Genomic DNA, 14,605 nt, shown 5'->3' with positions numbered 1-14,605 from the left:
CGGTTTTTAAGGCGCGGCAACTGATCGTACGCCAGACATTTACTGGATGTCGATTAATCGTGCGTCAGACATTTACTGCGCGTCAAAACAGTAGGCGGCGGCGTTGCAGCCGTACTCCCAATAGGAACTTTCATCGCTGTAAGAAGATATTTTCACGGTTCCCGCATTCTGGGAAGCATGAAGAACCTGTCCGCTTCCAAGATAGATGCCCGCATGATGATCGCCGGAGAGGTGATACAGCAGGTCGCCGGGAGCGGCGTCCGTGATCTTGTTCACATCATAGAAGTAGCCGCTCATGGTGTCGGCCTGGTCTGTGGTCGTGTTGCCGATCAAGATGCCGGAAGCGCTTAAGAAGGAGTCGCGGACCAGACTGGAACAGTCGGCGTAGCCGTCAGTATCCCGAAGTTCCTGGCTGTAAGTATCCCCAATCCTTCCTTCGGCGTAAGAGATGGCCAGAGAGCGGAATTTGTCAATACAATCTTCGCGGGAAATCTGTACGTCTGCTTCTTCAGATTCTTCAGCTGCCGGTTTATTATCACCCAGATAGATGGAGTATACATAGCCTTCCTGGCCGTTTTGACGAAGGATTCGGGTCCAGTTGCCCTCGGTGGACAGCACAGCGACAGTTTCGTTCATGTCCAGTACAGCCAGAACACTGCAGTGGCTGTTGGCCTCTGCCCGGAGATTGACTTCAGTGCTGTTGATGAAGGAATGATCTGCATCGGCAGTTTCACCGGTATCTGCGGACGCTTTGTAAGCGGCGTCCGGGTCTTCCGAGAGATAGTCTTTGTAAATGTAACCATCCACACCGTCCACATTGACGGCAATCCAGTTGCCGCTCTGACCGGTCCGGGCGACTGCCGTGCCTGCCGGTATGGCAAAGTAGACGGATGATTCTGAAGAAGGCTGGCTTCTCACATTGACGCCGTCTGTGGTGTAAAGCTGACCGGCTGACCCGGCAGAAGAGAGCAGGTGGACAGAAGAAAGACAGCAGGCTGCGAGACAGACAGAAACGATCCTGCCCATATTTCTGCGGGCGGCGCGGATTTTTAAAGCGTGGCGTCTCCGGGATGTCTGCGCCGGTCCGGCTGCCTGGCGGGTGTGTGCGGTTACATGGTTCATACGTATCACTCTCCTGTTTTTTTGTATAATGTGCTGTAAATATTTATAATATAGCACGATAATTTGGGAAAAACCAGCATATTTGGTCAAATAACAGTTTTTTCATTTTTGAAAACAAAATATTATAAATAAACTGACAACAGAAAGGATTGCAGGATATATTATGAATAGAAGAAAAAAACAAAAAAAGGGAAAACAAATGTTTTTTTGGATGATTCTTTTGGCAGCGGGCATGATTTGTCTGTGGGCGCCGGAGACGAAATGCCGCGCGGCGTCTCTCTCTGCACCGAAGGGATTGCTCGCCAACGGAGTGAAGGATGAGGTTGTATTATCCTGGGAGCCGGTAAAGGGTGCGGACGGTTATGAGATTTTTGAGAAAGCCGAAGGACAGGATGGCTGGACCATGGTAAAAACCACGGCCAAAAAGAAAGCGATACTCAAAGACCGGCAGAACGGAAGCCGGTACATTTACAAAGTGCGCGCCTACAAGGTTAAAAAAAGCGGAATGAGGTACGGTTCTTTCAGTAAAAAAAGTGATACCACAGTACCTGCAAAGGGCACAACCACCCTCCGGAACTTTCTGAAAGTTTCCCTGGCGCCGGTGGGTTCCACCATGTATATCTGGGGAGGCGGATGGAATAAAGCCGATAACGGCGCGGGAAAAGACGCCCTACGCATCGGACTGAACCCGCAGTGGAGGACATTTGCGGACAGACAGCGCGCTTCCTATAATTACCGGAACTACCGGTACAGAAGAGGATACGGGCTGGACTGCTCCGGTTTTGTGGGCTGGACCGTCTATAATGCTCTGCATACGTCAAAAGGGAAGCAAGGAGAAGGATACGTAGATAAGGCCAGAAATCTTGCTGCCGATTATGCGGAAAATGGCTGGGGAACCTTCCGGCGGTCCTCTGCGGTAAAAGATTACAAAGCAGGAGATATCATGTCCGGCTCCGGTCATGTTTACATTGTTATCGGATCATGTGAAGACGGCAGCGTGGTACTCGTTCATTCCAGTCCTGCCGGCGTGCAGATTTCCGGTACGGCGACTCCTTCCGGAAAGAGGAATTCCAAAGCGGTGAAGCTGGCCGGGAAATACATGAAGAAATATTATCCGTCCTGGTGCCGCCGTTATCCTGACAGTTCCAGAGGAGCTTCTTATCTGGATTACAATCAATTCCGCTGGAATGTAAAGAAGGGAAATATCATGGAAGACCCGGATCACTATCAGGAAAAATCAGCCAGAGAAGTTTTGCGTGATCTGTTTTCCTGAAGCAGCTGCAACTGTTTTCATGAAACAGTGTTCCGCAGAAAGAAGGCCTGTGGTATACTATCAATAGTGGTATACTATCAATAATAGGAGGAGAAATGAAACGAAGAGTACAGTCAAAGGTAACCATGCAGAAGGTGGTTCCCCATGTGACAGACAGGTATCGGAAGCTGTGGGAGATTCCGGAGACTCACAGAAGCGTTGGTTTTATCGCCTGCGATAATGAGGATGTCATGTGGCTCGCCCTGGATGACGCCACCAAAAAAGCAAAAATAGAGATTGTCCATGCGGAGACCGTGTACGGGGGCGTGGATTATTCCTGGAGCCGTTATGGCGGGGAGATTACCGCCGTCCTTTCAGGGGAAAATGTGTCGGATGTCCAGAATGGTCTCCGTTACACGAAGGAGTATATTGAGAATAAAGCGGCTATTTATATGTTGGATGAGGAAGGAACACTGGGATATTATGCGGACTGGATTCCGAGAGCCGGACGCTATTATCAGAAAAAACTGGGAATCGCTGAGGGAACGTCCCTTGCCTATCTGGTGAGCACTCCTGTGGAGAGTACTTACGCCCTGGACAAGGCGCTCAAGGCCAGCCAAACGAAGATTGCCGAGATGTTTTATCCGCCGACCAGAGTGAATACCGGCGGCGGTGTTTTAGTGGGAACGGAGTCAGCATGCCGCGCGGCGGTGCAGACATTTGCGGAGGCAGTGGAATACTGCGCATTTCATCCGATGGAGGTAGAATAATATGAAGATAATCAGAATGCAGACGAAGATGCTCAGTCAGAAGATCATTGCAAATGTATCGGATGAGTTTGCCAGAATGTACAGCCTTCCGGAGGGCCACCAGAGCGTTGGCTTTTTCTCGGTGGACAACGATGACGCCGGGTATCTGGCTGTGGATGACGCAACCAAGAAAGCTGATATCAAGGTGATACGGGCGGAGACGTTTTACGGAGGTTCCACCTGTTCATGGAGCAGATACGGCGGCAGTGTGTTTGTTATGTTTTCCGGTCCGAAAGTGGCGGATGTGAAGAGCGGGCTTGCCTATGTAAAGGATTTTATTGATAACCGGACGGAACTTTGTAATTTTGACGGTGACAGGGGTACTGCCTTTTATGCGCAGTGTATTCCGCGCTCCGGAAAGTTTTTCAAGGAGTTTTGCGGTCTTGAGGAAGGAACCGCTTACGCTTATCTTGTGGGCGGACCCATTGAGACAAATTATGCTCTTGATAAGGCGCTGAAAGCCGGTGAGACACGTATTGCACGATACTGGTACCCTCCGTCACACGCCAATTCCAGCGGAGCGGTCCTTGCCGGAACCGAATCTGCCTGCCGCGCAGCGGCTAATGCCTTTGTGGACGGGCTTCGTTACGCCATCGAATACCCTCTTGAGATTTAGGGTCTGCAGGAATAAAATCAGAAATAATTGGAAGAATGAATAGTAGAAGGCCTTCTGTAAACTACTTGCGCTGCCGCCGCCATGTTCGGATGACAAATGCGTCAGTGCACAGGGTAATCGTGTGACAATGCAGTGAGAATAGATATCTTATGGGAAAAATAGACAAATAATTTTAAAAATTAGATGATAATGTGGATGAAAAGTAAAAATTAGAAAAAGTTCTTGCAAAATTACAAAAAAAACTGATAAATTATGTATATAAGTATCGGATAACTGCATTTTGTTCATAAGAAAGAGGGCTGATTGAAATGTTTGAAAAAGGTGAATATATTATTTACGGCAGCAATGGCGTTTGTGAAGTCCAGGATTATATGAATGCAGCAGGAGAGACAGATAACAGGACCTACTATGTTTTGGCGCCGATGCGCTCCAAGGGGAGCACGATTTTTTCACCTGTGGACAACCAGAAGGTTTTGATGCGGAAAGTAATGACGAAGGAAGAAGCAAGAGAGCTGCTTCAGGGGATTCCTGAGTATGAGGACATGGAGATCCGGGATTCGCGAACGCAGGAACAGCAGTATAAGGAAATACTGCAGAGTTGTAACTCTACAGATTCACTCCGTCTTCTGAAAGCTCTATATCAGAGAAAAAGAAAACGGGAGGCGGTCGGCAGGAGAATCACCGCAGTGGATGAGAAATATCTTTTTCTGGCGAGAGACTGCCTGTTAAATGAACTGTCCATCGCCCTTGATATGGATGTGGACGATGTGGAGAAGATTCTGGCGGATAAAATCCAGATAGAATAAGGGAAAAAATTTTGTAAAAATTGAAGGAGCCGACATAAAAACCTGCAATTTTTAAGAATTTTATCTGGACAATTAAAAAAAATTATGTTATGATAGCCACGATAATTTAATAAAGCAATGCGATGACGAAGAGAAGTAACGCGAATTATCGCTCCCAGTGAGCGGGGGACAGTGAGAACTCCGCAGAATGAATTGGCGCCAATAACACTTCACCAGCAGCAATCTGAAAGCGGGAGACAGACTCCGGCGAGTAGGTGCGCCGTAGCTGTGCGATAAACAGTATTAGTGATATTTGAGTGACTGCAGCAACGGGGCTGCGGTAATTCGGGTGGTACCACGGTAATATTCCGTCCTGAACGTTTTGTTCAGGGCGGATTTTTTTTATTTTACAGAAAATTCCGTTGGAATTCTGTAAAATAAAAGCCCTCCGGGCGGAATGCGCACTCGCGCGAAGCAGAAATTCGTCGCAAAAGCGACCGCGCTCGGCGCGGGAGTTCTGCTTAGCAGAACTCTTATTCTTAATATCCATAAGCAAAATAATAATCCGGCTGACCGCTTGCACGGCAGCCCTGACAGGAAAGGAGCAACTATGCATACATCAAACATTTACAGAGACGTCACTTTAGATAAAATCAGCGAACAGGATGTGGGCAGGACGCTGCGTGCTGCTGGCTGGGTGGAGAATATCCGCGATCATGGCGGAGTGTCTTTCATCGACCTGCGGGATATGTACGGCGTGCTGCAGGTGGTCATGAGAGATACATCCCTTCTTGCAGGCATTAATAAGGAAGACTGCATTTCTGTGGAAGGCGTCATGGAACACCGGGATGAGGAAACTTACAACCCGAAGATTCCGACCGGCACCATTGAGCTGGAAGCTCACAAGGTCGATATGCTGGGAAAAGTATATAAACCGCTGCCATTTGAGATCGTGACCTCAAAGGAAAACCATGAGAACACCCGCCTGAAGTACCGCTATCTGGATCTCAGAAACCGCAAAGTAAAGGACAACATGATCTTCCGTTCCAGAGTCATCAGTTATCTGCGGGAGAAGATGACGGAACTTGGATTTCTGGAGATTCAGACGCCGATTCTGTGCGCTTCCTCGCCGGAGGGAGCCAGGGACTATATCGTGCCTTCCCGCAAATATAAAGGTAAGTTCTATGCGCTGCCGCAGGCTCCGCAGCAATACAAGCAGCTTCTGATGGTATCCGGCTTTGATAAATATTTTCAGATTGCCCCGTGTTTCCGGGATGAGGATGCAAGAGCCGACCGGTCGCCGGGAGAGTTTTATCAGCTGGATTTTGAGATGAGTTTTGCCACCCAGGAGGATGTGTTCCGGGTGGGCGAAGAGGTGCTCGCCGATACCTTCCGGAAGTTTGCGCCGGAGGGCTGGACGGTGACAGAGACGCCGTTTCCGGTGATCAGCTACGCCGAGGCCATGCTTTCGTTCGGTACGGATAAGCCGGATCTGCGCAACCCGCTCCGCATCATCGATGTGACAGAATTCTTCCAGCGGTGCAGCTTCAAGCCGTTCCACGGGCAGACGGTCCGGGCCATCAAGGTTTCCGAAAAAATGTCCAAAGGCTTCCACGAGAAGCTCCTGAAGTTTGCCCAGTCCATCGGCATAGGCGGCCTCGGTTATCTGGAAGTGATGGAGGACGGCAGCTACAAGGGACCGATCGACAAGTTCATACCGGAGGAGATGAAGAAAGAGATGGCAGAGCTGGCGAGCCTTGTGCCGGGAGATACCATTTTCTTCATCGCTGATAAGGAAAAACAGGCGTGCCTCTATGCGGGGCAGATCCGGACGGAGCTCGGGCAGCGGCTGGATCTCTGTGAGAAGAACGCGTACCACTTCTGCTATATCAATGATTTCCCGATGTATGAATATGACGAGGAGCAGAAAAAGATCGTCTTCACGCACAACCCTTTTTCCATGCCGCAGGGCGGACTGGAAGCGTTGAATACAAAGAACCCGCTGGAGATTCTTGCCTATCAGTACGACATCGTCTGCAACGGCGTGGAATTATCCTCCGGCGCGGTACGAAACCACAGTCTTGATATCATGGTGAGAGCATTTGAAATAGCCGGCTACACCGAGGAAGATCTGCAGGCTAAGTTCGGAGCGCTCTACAATGCGTTTCAGTATGGCGCGCCGCCTCACGCGGGCATGGCGCCTGGCGTTGACCGTATGATTATGCTGCTTCGCAACGAGGAAAACATCCGCGAGGTCATCCCGTTCCCGATGAACGGAAATGCCCAGGATGTGATGTGCGGCGCGCCGGGAGAAGTTTCCGAGATGCAGCTTCGTGAGGTACACATCAAAGTGAGAAAGTGATGTATCAAAAAATGTATGGGCTGATGCGCCATCTGTCATACACCCATTATAGTCATACACCCATTATAATAGGAAGGGAGTCGTCCGGGAACGGGACTCCCTTCTGTCATTATGGCAAATGCAAATCCAACCTGTCCATTGACAAGGAGCCTTTTCGTAGGTAGAATATATAAAGATATTTACAGACTCTGAGGATTGTACGGAAAGTTGGGAGGAATATTATGCGGAATCGTTCATTAAAGCAAATCGGCGTCTCCTTTATGCTGCTTTGCGCGGCATTTTTTTGCCTGCATACCGGAGTACAGGCGGAGGAAAAGGGAGATCAGGCAAACAGCTTCCGGTACGGTGCGAGCGCACTGCAGCAGCCGGGCCTTTCTTTTGGACTTATGAACGCCGGCGCCTGGCAGAGATCGGGCGATGCTTACTACAGCAGCAACGGCCAGGTTATCAAGGGAGCCTATGCCAAAGGCATTGACGTCAGCAGTAATAACGGAACCATTGACTGGAACGCTGTGAAGGCGGACGGCATTGATTTCGCCATTATCCGCTGCGGTTACGGCATGAATCAGACCGACCAGGATGACAGTCAGTGGCTTGCCAATGTAACGGGCTGCGAGGCGGCAGGGATTCCTTACGGCGTATATATTTATTCCTATGCCGATTCGGTCAGCCGGGCAGTCAGCGAGGCGGATCACGTACTTCGTCTGATCAATGGGCGGAACCTTTCTTATCCGGTATATTTTGATATGGAGGACGCCTCCATCTTCTCTTCTACCACGGCAAAGCAGAGAGGAAAGATTGCCAAGGCGTTCTGTGACAGGATTGAGGCGGCAGGGTATGAGGCTGCCATCTACTCCAGCAATTATTCCTTTACCAACGATCTGCCGGAGAAGACCTTCGATCAGTGGGGCAGATGGGTGGCTCATTACAGCGCACAGTGCGGATATAAAGGTACATATCAAATGTGGCAGGCGACCAATCAGGGGCGTGTCGCAGGTATCCAGGGAACGGTGGATATTAATTTCCTGATTTCCGATCAGATTTTTGTGAAACCTACCATCAAGGTGAGCACTGCCGGAAAGAAGAAGGTAAAGGTATCCTGGAAGCCGAAGAAGAAGGGGACAACCTGCCAGGTTTATTATTCCAAATCTAAAAAGGGCAGGTTCAAATCTGTGACAAAGAACGCGAAAAAAGGTTCTGTCAAGATAAAGAAGCTGAAATCCGGCAAAAGATATTATTTTAAGGTGAGACTGAGCCGTCAGATTAACGGAGTGACGGTATATTCCAAATATTCAAAAACCGTGTCTGTACGGGTACGGTAATGCAGGCAGAAAAAGGATAAAAAATTACAGAATAAATTGGAGGCAGACAGTTTTGGATAACGAGAAGAACAGTATGAATAAAGAAGGAAAAGATACTGCCGTGCGTCCGGGAGGGGACGTGGAGAGTATCATCCAGCAGCTTATGGGTATTGATTCCATGTTTCAGGATTTTATCAATGCGGAATCAGAGGGAATGATCATCTGTGAGAACTGCTACGATAACGTGTTTGATGACGATGAGAATATATGCACATTGGAGGAGGATGGCGTGGAGCATCGCTTCTGCTGCAGTGAGTGTATGGAAGAATGGAAAAAATGGAAAGAACAGGAGACAGGCCGCCATGCGTAAAATCATGTTTATCGGACGCAGTGAGGCCGGAAAGACCACTCTGTCTCAGGCCATGAAGGGAGATACCATCACGTATCACAAGACGCAGTATGTTAATCATTATGATGTGATCATCGACACGCCGGGAGAATATCTGCAATCCAAAAATCTGATATCCGCTCTGGCGGTATTTACTGCGGAGGCGGATGTCATCGGGCTGCTGATGGACGCGACGGAGCCGTTTTCCCTGTATTCCCCGAACCTTACGCCGGTGTGCAACCGGGAAGTGGTCGGCGTGGTGACCAAGATCGATCACTGGGCTGCCGAGCCGGAACAGGCGGCGGCCTGGCTCACGCTGGCGGGATGCCATAAGATTTTTTATACCAGTGCGTATACCGGAGAGGGAATCGCTGATATCCTTTCCTACCTTAAGGAGGAGAGGGATGTTCTTCCGTGGGAGGAAGTAAAGGCACAGTACGATGAACTGGGATTTGGCAAGGGTGAAAATGAAAAAGACGAAAACCGTCGGCAGATTATATAAAGACAGAAGGAATATCGGGATCATGAGTTTGAAACTATATTGAAATTATAATGGAAAGATATAGGTCGGAATGGGTGAAGAAAAGATAAGATGTCTGGATATGTAAAAAAATTATTGAAAAGAATTTGTATTATTTTTTGTGTGTCCTTCGCCGGAATGTTTGCGATTCTCTGTGTTTTTGTGAGTATCCGCGGTAAAAATCTCTTTGGAGAGACAGATTACGATGCGCAGCTCAGTTCGGATACAGAGAGTATGACGGGACAGAATGATAATGCGGACAATACTTCCGGAGACAAATTAAGTGAAGGAGAAAAGCAGGCGCAGCAGTGGGGGCTGCGCATCACCTCCCGGGAGAAAATGGACTTTCACCGTGTGCTGCTGGAAGAAGATTATCGTTTTTTCAGCGGACATGATGTTGACAGCAGGCTGGATGAGAAGTTTTCTTTCGTTTATCCAAAGAATCTCTACCATACCGTGGAAGCTGAGGCCGATGAAGCTGCCGGAAGGTACAGTGTTTCTTTTCTGGGAAAAGGCAACAACGCGCTTCTTTCTTATACACAGGAGAAACATGGGGAGTCCGAAGAAGGGACGCCGATGGAAGAAATGTACGAGGAAGACATGGGATCTCTCACCGAGGCGGAGACGCTTCTTCATCTGGATACCGTCTATGTGGTAACCGGCTATGAGGATAATAACAGTCTGGAAGTTTACAAAGTAGTAAAAGTAGACGAAGAGAATCTGTACACCATGGTGATCAAGACGCCGGTGCCGGAAAAAGAAGACGCCAGGACGCTTCTCTCTTTTTATACGGAATATCTGTATCGTTCCTGCGGGTTTTCGGGAAGTACAAAAGAGCCGCGTTCCTATGTACAATTTCTTCGCGATGATGAATAGGAAAAGTGCTAGATTATTCGTGCAGAATGCATTATAATACAAGAAGTAACAAAGGCCGGCAAATGGCTTTTGCTTCTGATTGAAATATGGGAGGTAGTAAAAATGAGAGGTTATGAAGCAGCAAAGATTTTAAAAGAGAAAGGAATCACCATTGACGATGTGAATGCGGAGATCGCCTACAGAAAAGAGACAAACGCATTCAGCAATCAGCCGCAGAACGAAGCTTTTATGAATATGACCTTAAATGAGGTTGTACGCGTAAAAGAAATGTGGGATATCGATTAAGGTCAATGGATTCCTGTACTGACGGTAAGGAGGACCCTTTATGAAGTTGACATCATCGGAGTACAAGGAGATTGCCAGGGAGGCACTGAAAGGAAACTGGGGCAAAGCTGTGGGAGCAATGCTCATCGCCGCCTGCCTGGGAGCTTTTTGTACCTCCCTGTTCTTCATCAGTCATTTTATGCTTGTGATGGGGGTATCCATCCGGGTTTTTGAGAATCTTCCTCATTATTTTCTGATCATGGTTGTGATTGGGATTGTGCTGGCAGTCTTTTTCTTTTTTGCGGGCGGACCCGCCCGCTTCGGGTACATTGACTTTAACCTGGCGCTTCTTGACAGGAGGGAAGCCGCACCGTCCATGGTGCTGAACCGTTTTTCCATGGTATGGAAAGGACTGTATATGAAGATTGCGCTCTTTGCCTACGAGCTGTTTTTCACCCTTCTTCTGATCGTGCCGGGTATTGTCACCATGTATGCCTACGCCATGGTTCCGTACATTTTGGAGGAGAAACAGGACTACACTGTGGGCAAGGCCATGAAAATGTCCCGGAAGATCATGCGGGGCCATAAATGGGAACTGTTCTGTCTGCGGTTCAGCTTCTTTGGCTGGTATCTGCTGAGCATCCTGACCTTCGGGCTGGCGCTGTTTTACGTTCTGCCTTACATGAATGCGGCGGAGGCCGTATTTTACAATGAGATCTCCGGCAGAGCGGACGCCTTCTACGGAAGAGAGGAACCGGAAGAAGAATGACACGCAAAAGAGAATCACACAGATGAAAGGTCCCGCGTCTGCGGGACTGAAGGAAAAGAGGAGTAATCCTCTTTTTTTCTTTCTTCCTTTACGGAACTCTTTGTTTAGAGGTGAGACTATGTATCATATCGGGATTTGTGACGACGGAAAAAATATATGCGCAGAATTGGAAGAGATGATCCTGCAATACGCCTCGGAGAGACGGATTTCTCTGGAGGTGGAGACCTGGTACAGCGGGGAGGATGTCTGCAGATACCTGGAGGAAGAATGTCCGCTGGATATTCTGTTTCTTGATATTGAGCTGCTCAGTATGAGCGGCGTCCAGGTAGCAGAGTTCATCCGCAGCCGGCTGGAAAACCGGTGGATGCAGATCATTTACATATCCGGCAATGCTTCCCACGCACAGAAACTGTTTAAAACACAGCCCATGGATTTTCTGGTGAAGCCCATCACCAGAGAAAATGTGCAGGAGGCACTGGATCTGGCGATAAAAATACTGGACAAAAGAAAACGAAGGTTTGAGTACAGGAGCGGTAAGGAATACCATTATGTGCCGTTCGGAGATATCCTGTATTTTGGCAGCGAGGGCAGAAAAATCATAATCAAAACTCTCCGCGGAGAAGAAACATTTTATGGTAATCTGAAAAAAATAGAACAGGAGCTTCCACCGGACTTTATCGGGATTCACCAGTCATATATCGTAAACCACGACTTTGTGGCGAGATACGCCTATGATTCGGTGGAGCTTTCAGACGGCACCTGTCTGCCTATCAGTAAAAGTAACCGAAAGAAAGTACGGGAAAGAATACTGCGGGAGGATGATCTGCATGATAGATAGCATCATCTGCATGGGCGCCAATGCGTTCCGGATATATCTGACCAGCCGGTGTATGAACGCATTTTTCCGGACAGAAGAGGTATCCGAACGAAAGATGCTCCTGGCTTTCAGCGCCTTTTATGCGGTCAATACATTTTTATATCTGACATTTAACACGGCTTCCATAAATCTGGTCTGTAATATCACAGGAATCTTCCTGCTGACATTTCTGTATCCTTCAAAAATCCGGATGAAGCTGTTTGTGACTGTTGTCATCTGTGCGTTAAATATGGCCTGTGACGTCATCGTTGTGATGCTTTTTGTGGATTACCGGGACGGAGAAATGTTCAGCCAGATCTATCAGGTCATGATCGTGCTGCTGTTTTTTGCCTGCGAGATCATCGTGGAGAAGATACTGGCGTACCGGGAGAAACAGGAAGATATTCACAGCATGTTCCTTCTTATCGTTCCGGTGTGCAGCATCCTGATGCTCCGCTACATGACAAAGGAACATTCTTCCATGGATCATGATGCGGTGGTTGCCTCCATCGGCGTTCTGGTGATGAACTTTGTCGTTTTCTATCTCTACCATCTGTCCATCAAAGCATTTTCGGCAAAGTATGAAAACATTATCCTGAAACAAAATCTGGAGGCCTATGGCAACCAGTTGGAAATCATTGCCCGGACCAGTGACAGAATCAAATCGCTGCGCCATGACATGAAGCATCATATCAATGAGATCCGGATTCTGGCCGGGAAGAACGACCTGGAAGGAATCCGGGAATACATTTCCTCCATGGAAGATTTTTTACAGACGCCGGACGAAGTCATAGAATCCGGGGATGTGGAGATGGACAGTCTTCTTAATTACATGCTGGCAAGAGCAAGGAAAGAGCAGATCGCTGTTCAGGCGAAGGTATCCCTGTCAGACGCGGGCCGGCACTCCTTCGATATGAATATCATTCTGGGTAACCTGCTGGAAAATGCCATCGAAGCCGCCCGGCAGACAGAAGAGAAGAAGCTGACGGTCGCCATTAAAGAAGAAAAAGGCGTCCTGAAAATCCACATAGAAAACAGCTATAACGGGACCCTCATCCAGAAAGGGACCAGGCTCCTTACTACCAAAAAAGAGAAAGAACTGCATGGCCTGGGCCTTGGCAGCGTGGAAAACATTGTGCGGAAATACCAAGGAGAAATGAAAATAGAAAAAGAAAACAACATGTTCTCCGTGCGGGTGCTGCTGTATCTGTCGTGAATCTTTGTGTGGATATTTCTGTATTCAACTTGAATTATAAGAAAAGAGCTTTTTGTTATGTGAATTTCATCTGTTGTACCCAAAAAAGTCTAATTTTTACAAAAACATAGCCCATTTTTTACAACATCCGGCACAGAAAAAATATTGTGGTATAATCAATTTAAACAATAAACAATATGTTTTACTCTAAGAAAGGAGGCGTTACAGTGAACAAAAAAGGTATCACAGCATTTTTCAGCCACACATTTTTTGCAGCAGTGTTTCTTGGCCTGTGCCTGCTATTTTCTCTAAAGGTAAATGCATCGGAAACCGTGATGATTGACGGTGTAATGTATTATCTGGAGGATTATGGAACGGCAGAGGCATCCATTGACTCGGTAACAACGAGAGACATTCCGGCAGGCTCCGACTTTTCAGAAGTCACTGTCCATAATCAGATTGTTTATAACGGGAAGACGTACAAAGTAACTAATTTTGAATTTGATCCTCCGGAAGATACTTTGGAAGAGATGATCCTCCGGAAGACAGATTCCAATGATAACAGGTACTATCCGAAACATTTGAAGAAGCTGACCATTGAAGCAGGCATTGATTTTCTGGACACGAATTTTTCCAATTATATTGCTTTAGAAGAAGTGGTATTCGAGGACCCGAAAGATATGGAAAATATGGGGCTGTATTTCTATAATTGTCCGAATCTGAAAGATATTTATATCCCAGCCAATGTCGATGTGCTGCCGCGGCTGCGGCGGTGTCCGAACACCACAGTAGCCTTCGCGCCGGATCATCCGAAGTATAAAGTGGTAGACGGGGATATCTACAGCAAAAACGGAAAAATCCTGTATGATGTGCCAAACGGCTCTAAGAATTATAAAGTCAAAAAGACTGTGAAAAAAATCGAGTACAGCGCATTTTATGGAAACGACAATATCAAACATATCAAATTGCCATCTTCTGTAAAGAAAGTGGATGGATTTGCTTTTGGCGATATGAAAAATCTGAAATCCATCAAATTCAGTAAAGAAATGATTGCAGTACGGCCAGACATCTTCTACCGTACTGATAAATTGAAAACATTGACGTTTCCAAAAAACATCCGCAAGATCTCACTGTTTTGCGACGGGATCGGGTTAAAGAAATTAAGGAAAATCTATATCAACGCTCCAAAGCTGAAAAAGATAGACTTAGCGGATATTGCAGACAAGTCCAAATGCACCATCTATGTGAAAAATAATACTGTAAAGAACCAGGTGAAAAAAGCCGGGTTCAAAGGGAAGATTGTAGTGCGATAGACAGCCCAAGCCCCGCGGCCGCAAGCCGTGGGGCTTTTTTGCGCAGTTTTCATGGGATATTTTATATTTTTTTGCTTGATTTTGAAAATTATATTATTTATAATAGATAATATATATTAAAAATATTAATCAAAAGAGAAATGCCGGAAGGTAGAAAGGAGCCGATGCGTATGTTAT

Annotated in this window: 15 protein-coding genes; 14 read left to right on the top strand and 1 reads right to left on the bottom strand. The window is 47.4% G+C overall.

The genetic code is table 11. The annotated features are described in order from the left end of the window. Nucleotides 1–72: 72 nt before the first annotated feature. Nucleotides 73–1,122: an SH3 domain-containing protein gene (locus B5F87_RS03520; RefSeq protein WP_087276846.1), complete on the bottom strand. Its 1,050-nt coding sequence runs from the start codon at nucleotides 1,120–1,122 to the stop codon at nucleotides 73–75. Nucleotides 1,123–1,285: 163 nt separating this feature from the next. Between B5F87_RS03520 and B5F87_RS03515 the strand changes: the two genes are divergently transcribed. From B5F87_RS03515 to B5F87_RS03450, 14 genes are all read left to right on the top strand, one after another. Next, on the top strand, nucleotides 1,286–2,395 hold the full coding sequence (locus B5F87_RS03515; RefSeq protein ID WP_242964241.1) for a fibronectin type III domain-containing protein: 1,110 nt from the start codon (nucleotides 1,286–1,288) through the stop codon (nucleotides 2,393–2,395). A gap of 95 nt (nucleotides 2,396–2,490) precedes the next feature. Then, nucleotides 2,491–3,144, top strand: a complete 654-nt coding sequence (gene eutL / locus B5F87_RS03510) for an ethanolamine utilization microcompartment protein EutL (RefSeq protein WP_087276843.1) — start codon at nucleotides 2,491–2,493, stop codon at nucleotides 3,142–3,144. Nucleotide 3,145: 1 nt separating this feature from the next. Continuing rightward, a complete protein-coding gene (gene eutL / locus B5F87_RS03505; protein ID WP_087276840.1) occupies nucleotides 3,146–3,799 on the top strand; it encodes an ethanolamine utilization microcompartment protein EutL in 654 nt (217 codons plus the stop codon). 308 nt (nucleotides 3,800–4,107) lie between these two features. Then, nucleotides 4,108–4,605, top strand: coding sequence for a CarD family transcriptional regulator (locus tag B5F87_RS03500; RefSeq protein WP_087276837.1), 498 nt, complete (start codon nucleotides 4,108–4,110; stop codon nucleotides 4,603–4,605). A gap of 589 nt (nucleotides 4,606–5,194) precedes the next feature. Next, nucleotides 5,195–6,946 carry an aspartate--tRNA ligase gene (gene aspS / locus B5F87_RS03495; RefSeq protein ID WP_087276834.1) on the top strand — a complete coding sequence of 584 codons (1,752 nt, stop codon included), beginning with the start codon at nucleotides 5,195–5,197 and terminating at the stop codon, nucleotides 6,944–6,946. Between the two features lie 221 nt (nucleotides 6,947–7,167). Beyond that, on the top strand, nucleotides 7,168–8,268 hold the full coding sequence (locus tag B5F87_RS03490) for a GH25 family lysozyme (RefSeq protein WP_087276831.1): 1,101 nt from the start codon (nucleotides 7,168–7,170) through the stop codon (nucleotides 8,266–8,268). A gap of 52 nt (nucleotides 8,269–8,320) precedes the next feature. After that, nucleotides 8,321–8,617 (top strand): hypothetical protein, encoded by a 297-nt coding sequence (locus B5F87_RS03485; protein ID WP_087276828.1) that lies wholly within the window; start codon nucleotides 8,321–8,323, stop codon nucleotides 8,615–8,617. Beyond that, nucleotides 8,610–9,137: a EutP/PduV family microcompartment system protein gene (locus tag B5F87_RS03480; RefSeq protein WP_087276825.1), complete on the top strand. Its 528-nt coding sequence runs from the start codon at nucleotides 8,610–8,612 to the stop codon at nucleotides 9,135–9,137. The genes B5F87_RS03485 and B5F87_RS03480 overlap by 8 nt, the downstream gene beginning before the upstream one ends. Before the next feature lie 90 nt (nucleotides 9,138–9,227). Next, complete coding sequence (locus B5F87_RS03475) at nucleotides 9,228–10,031, top strand: hypothetical protein (protein WP_087276821.1); 804 nt, start codon at nucleotides 9,228–9,230, stop codon at nucleotides 10,029–10,031. Nucleotides 10,032–10,133: 102 nt separating this feature from the next. Continuing rightward, nucleotides 10,134–10,316, top strand: coding sequence for a hypothetical protein (locus B5F87_RS03470; protein ID WP_087276818.1), 183 nt, complete (start codon nucleotides 10,134–10,136; stop codon nucleotides 10,314–10,316). Nucleotides 10,317–10,356: 40 nt separating this feature from the next. Continuing rightward, nucleotides 10,357–11,064, top strand: coding sequence for a DUF975 family protein (locus B5F87_RS03465; RefSeq protein WP_087276815.1), 708 nt, complete (start codon nucleotides 10,357–10,359; stop codon nucleotides 11,062–11,064). Nucleotides 11,065–11,182: 118 nt separating this feature from the next. Next, nucleotides 11,183–11,902 carry a LytTR family DNA-binding domain-containing protein gene (locus tag B5F87_RS03460; protein ID WP_087277324.1) on the top strand — a complete coding sequence of 240 codons (720 nt, stop codon included), beginning with the start codon at nucleotides 11,183–11,185 and terminating at the stop codon, nucleotides 11,900–11,902. Next, entirely contained in the window at nucleotides 11,892–13,136 is a 1,245-nt protein-coding gene (locus B5F87_RS03455; RefSeq protein WP_158096938.1) for a sensor histidine kinase, read from the top strand. Before B5F87_RS03460 ends, B5F87_RS03455 begins: the two co-directional genes overlap by 11 nt. 206 nt (nucleotides 13,137–13,342) lie before the next feature. Beyond that, nucleotides 13,343–14,428 (top strand): leucine-rich repeat domain-containing protein, encoded by a 1,086-nt coding sequence (locus B5F87_RS03450; protein ID WP_158096937.1) that lies wholly within the window; start codon nucleotides 13,343–13,345, stop codon nucleotides 14,426–14,428. Nucleotides 14,429–14,605 lie beyond the last annotated feature (177 nt).

It is taken from the genome of Eubacterium sp. An3, from assembly GCF_002159465.1.
In the GTDB taxonomy this organism is placed as follows: Bacteria; Bacillota; Clostridia; order Lachnospirales; family Lachnospiraceae; genus Anaerobutyricum; species Anaerobutyricum stercoris.
This window is presented reverse-complemented; position numbering and strand designations above follow the sequence as displayed.

What these genes read in the sequence shown, in the direction of transcription:
- eutL (WP_087276843.1), top strand. Translation starts at nt 2,491, where the DNA reads ATGAAACGAAGAGTACAGTCAAAGGTAACCATGCAGAAGGTGGTTCCC.
- B5F87_RS03465 (WP_087276815.1), top strand. Translation starts at nt 10,357, where the DNA reads ATGAAGTTGACATCATCGGAGTACAAGGAGATTGCCAGGGAGGCACTG.
- eutL (WP_087276840.1), top strand. Translation starts at nt 3,146, where the DNA reads ATGAAGATAATCAGAATGCAGACGAAGATGCTCAGTCAGAAGATCATT.
- B5F87_RS03500 (WP_087276837.1), top strand. Translation starts at nt 4,108, where the DNA reads ATGTTTGAAAAAGGTGAATATATTATTTACGGCAGCAATGGCGTTTGT.
- B5F87_RS03460 (WP_087277324.1), top strand. Translation starts at nt 11,183, where the DNA reads ATGTATCATATCGGGATTTGTGACGACGGAAAAAATATATGCGCAGAA.
- B5F87_RS03520 (WP_087276846.1), bottom strand. Translation starts at nt 1,122, where the DNA reads ATGAACCATGTAACCGCACACACCCGCCAGGCAGCCGGACCGGCGCAG.
- aspS (WP_087276834.1), top strand. Translation starts at nt 5,195, where the DNA reads ATGCATACATCAAACATTTACAGAGACGTCACTTTAGATAAAATCAGC.
- B5F87_RS03455 (WP_158096938.1), top strand. Translation starts at nt 11,892, where the DNA reads ATGATAGATAGCATCATCTGCATGGGCGCCAATGCGTTCCGGATATAT.
- B5F87_RS03515 (WP_242964241.1), top strand. Translation starts at nt 1,286, where the DNA reads ATGAATAGAAGAAAAAAACAAAAAAAGGGAAAACAAATGTTTTTTTGG.
- B5F87_RS03490 (WP_087276831.1), top strand. Translation starts at nt 7,168, where the DNA reads ATGCGGAATCGTTCATTAAAGCAAATCGGCGTCTCCTTTATGCTGCTT.
- B5F87_RS03475 (WP_087276821.1), top strand. Translation starts at nt 9,228, where the DNA reads ATGTCTGGATATGTAAAAAAATTATTGAAAAGAATTTGTATTATTTTT.
- B5F87_RS03470 (WP_087276818.1), top strand. Translation starts at nt 10,134, where the DNA reads ATGAGAGGTTATGAAGCAGCAAAGATTTTAAAAGAGAAAGGAATCACC.
- B5F87_RS03480 (WP_087276825.1), top strand. Translation starts at nt 8,610, where the DNA reads ATGCGTAAAATCATGTTTATCGGACGCAGTGAGGCCGGAAAGACCACT.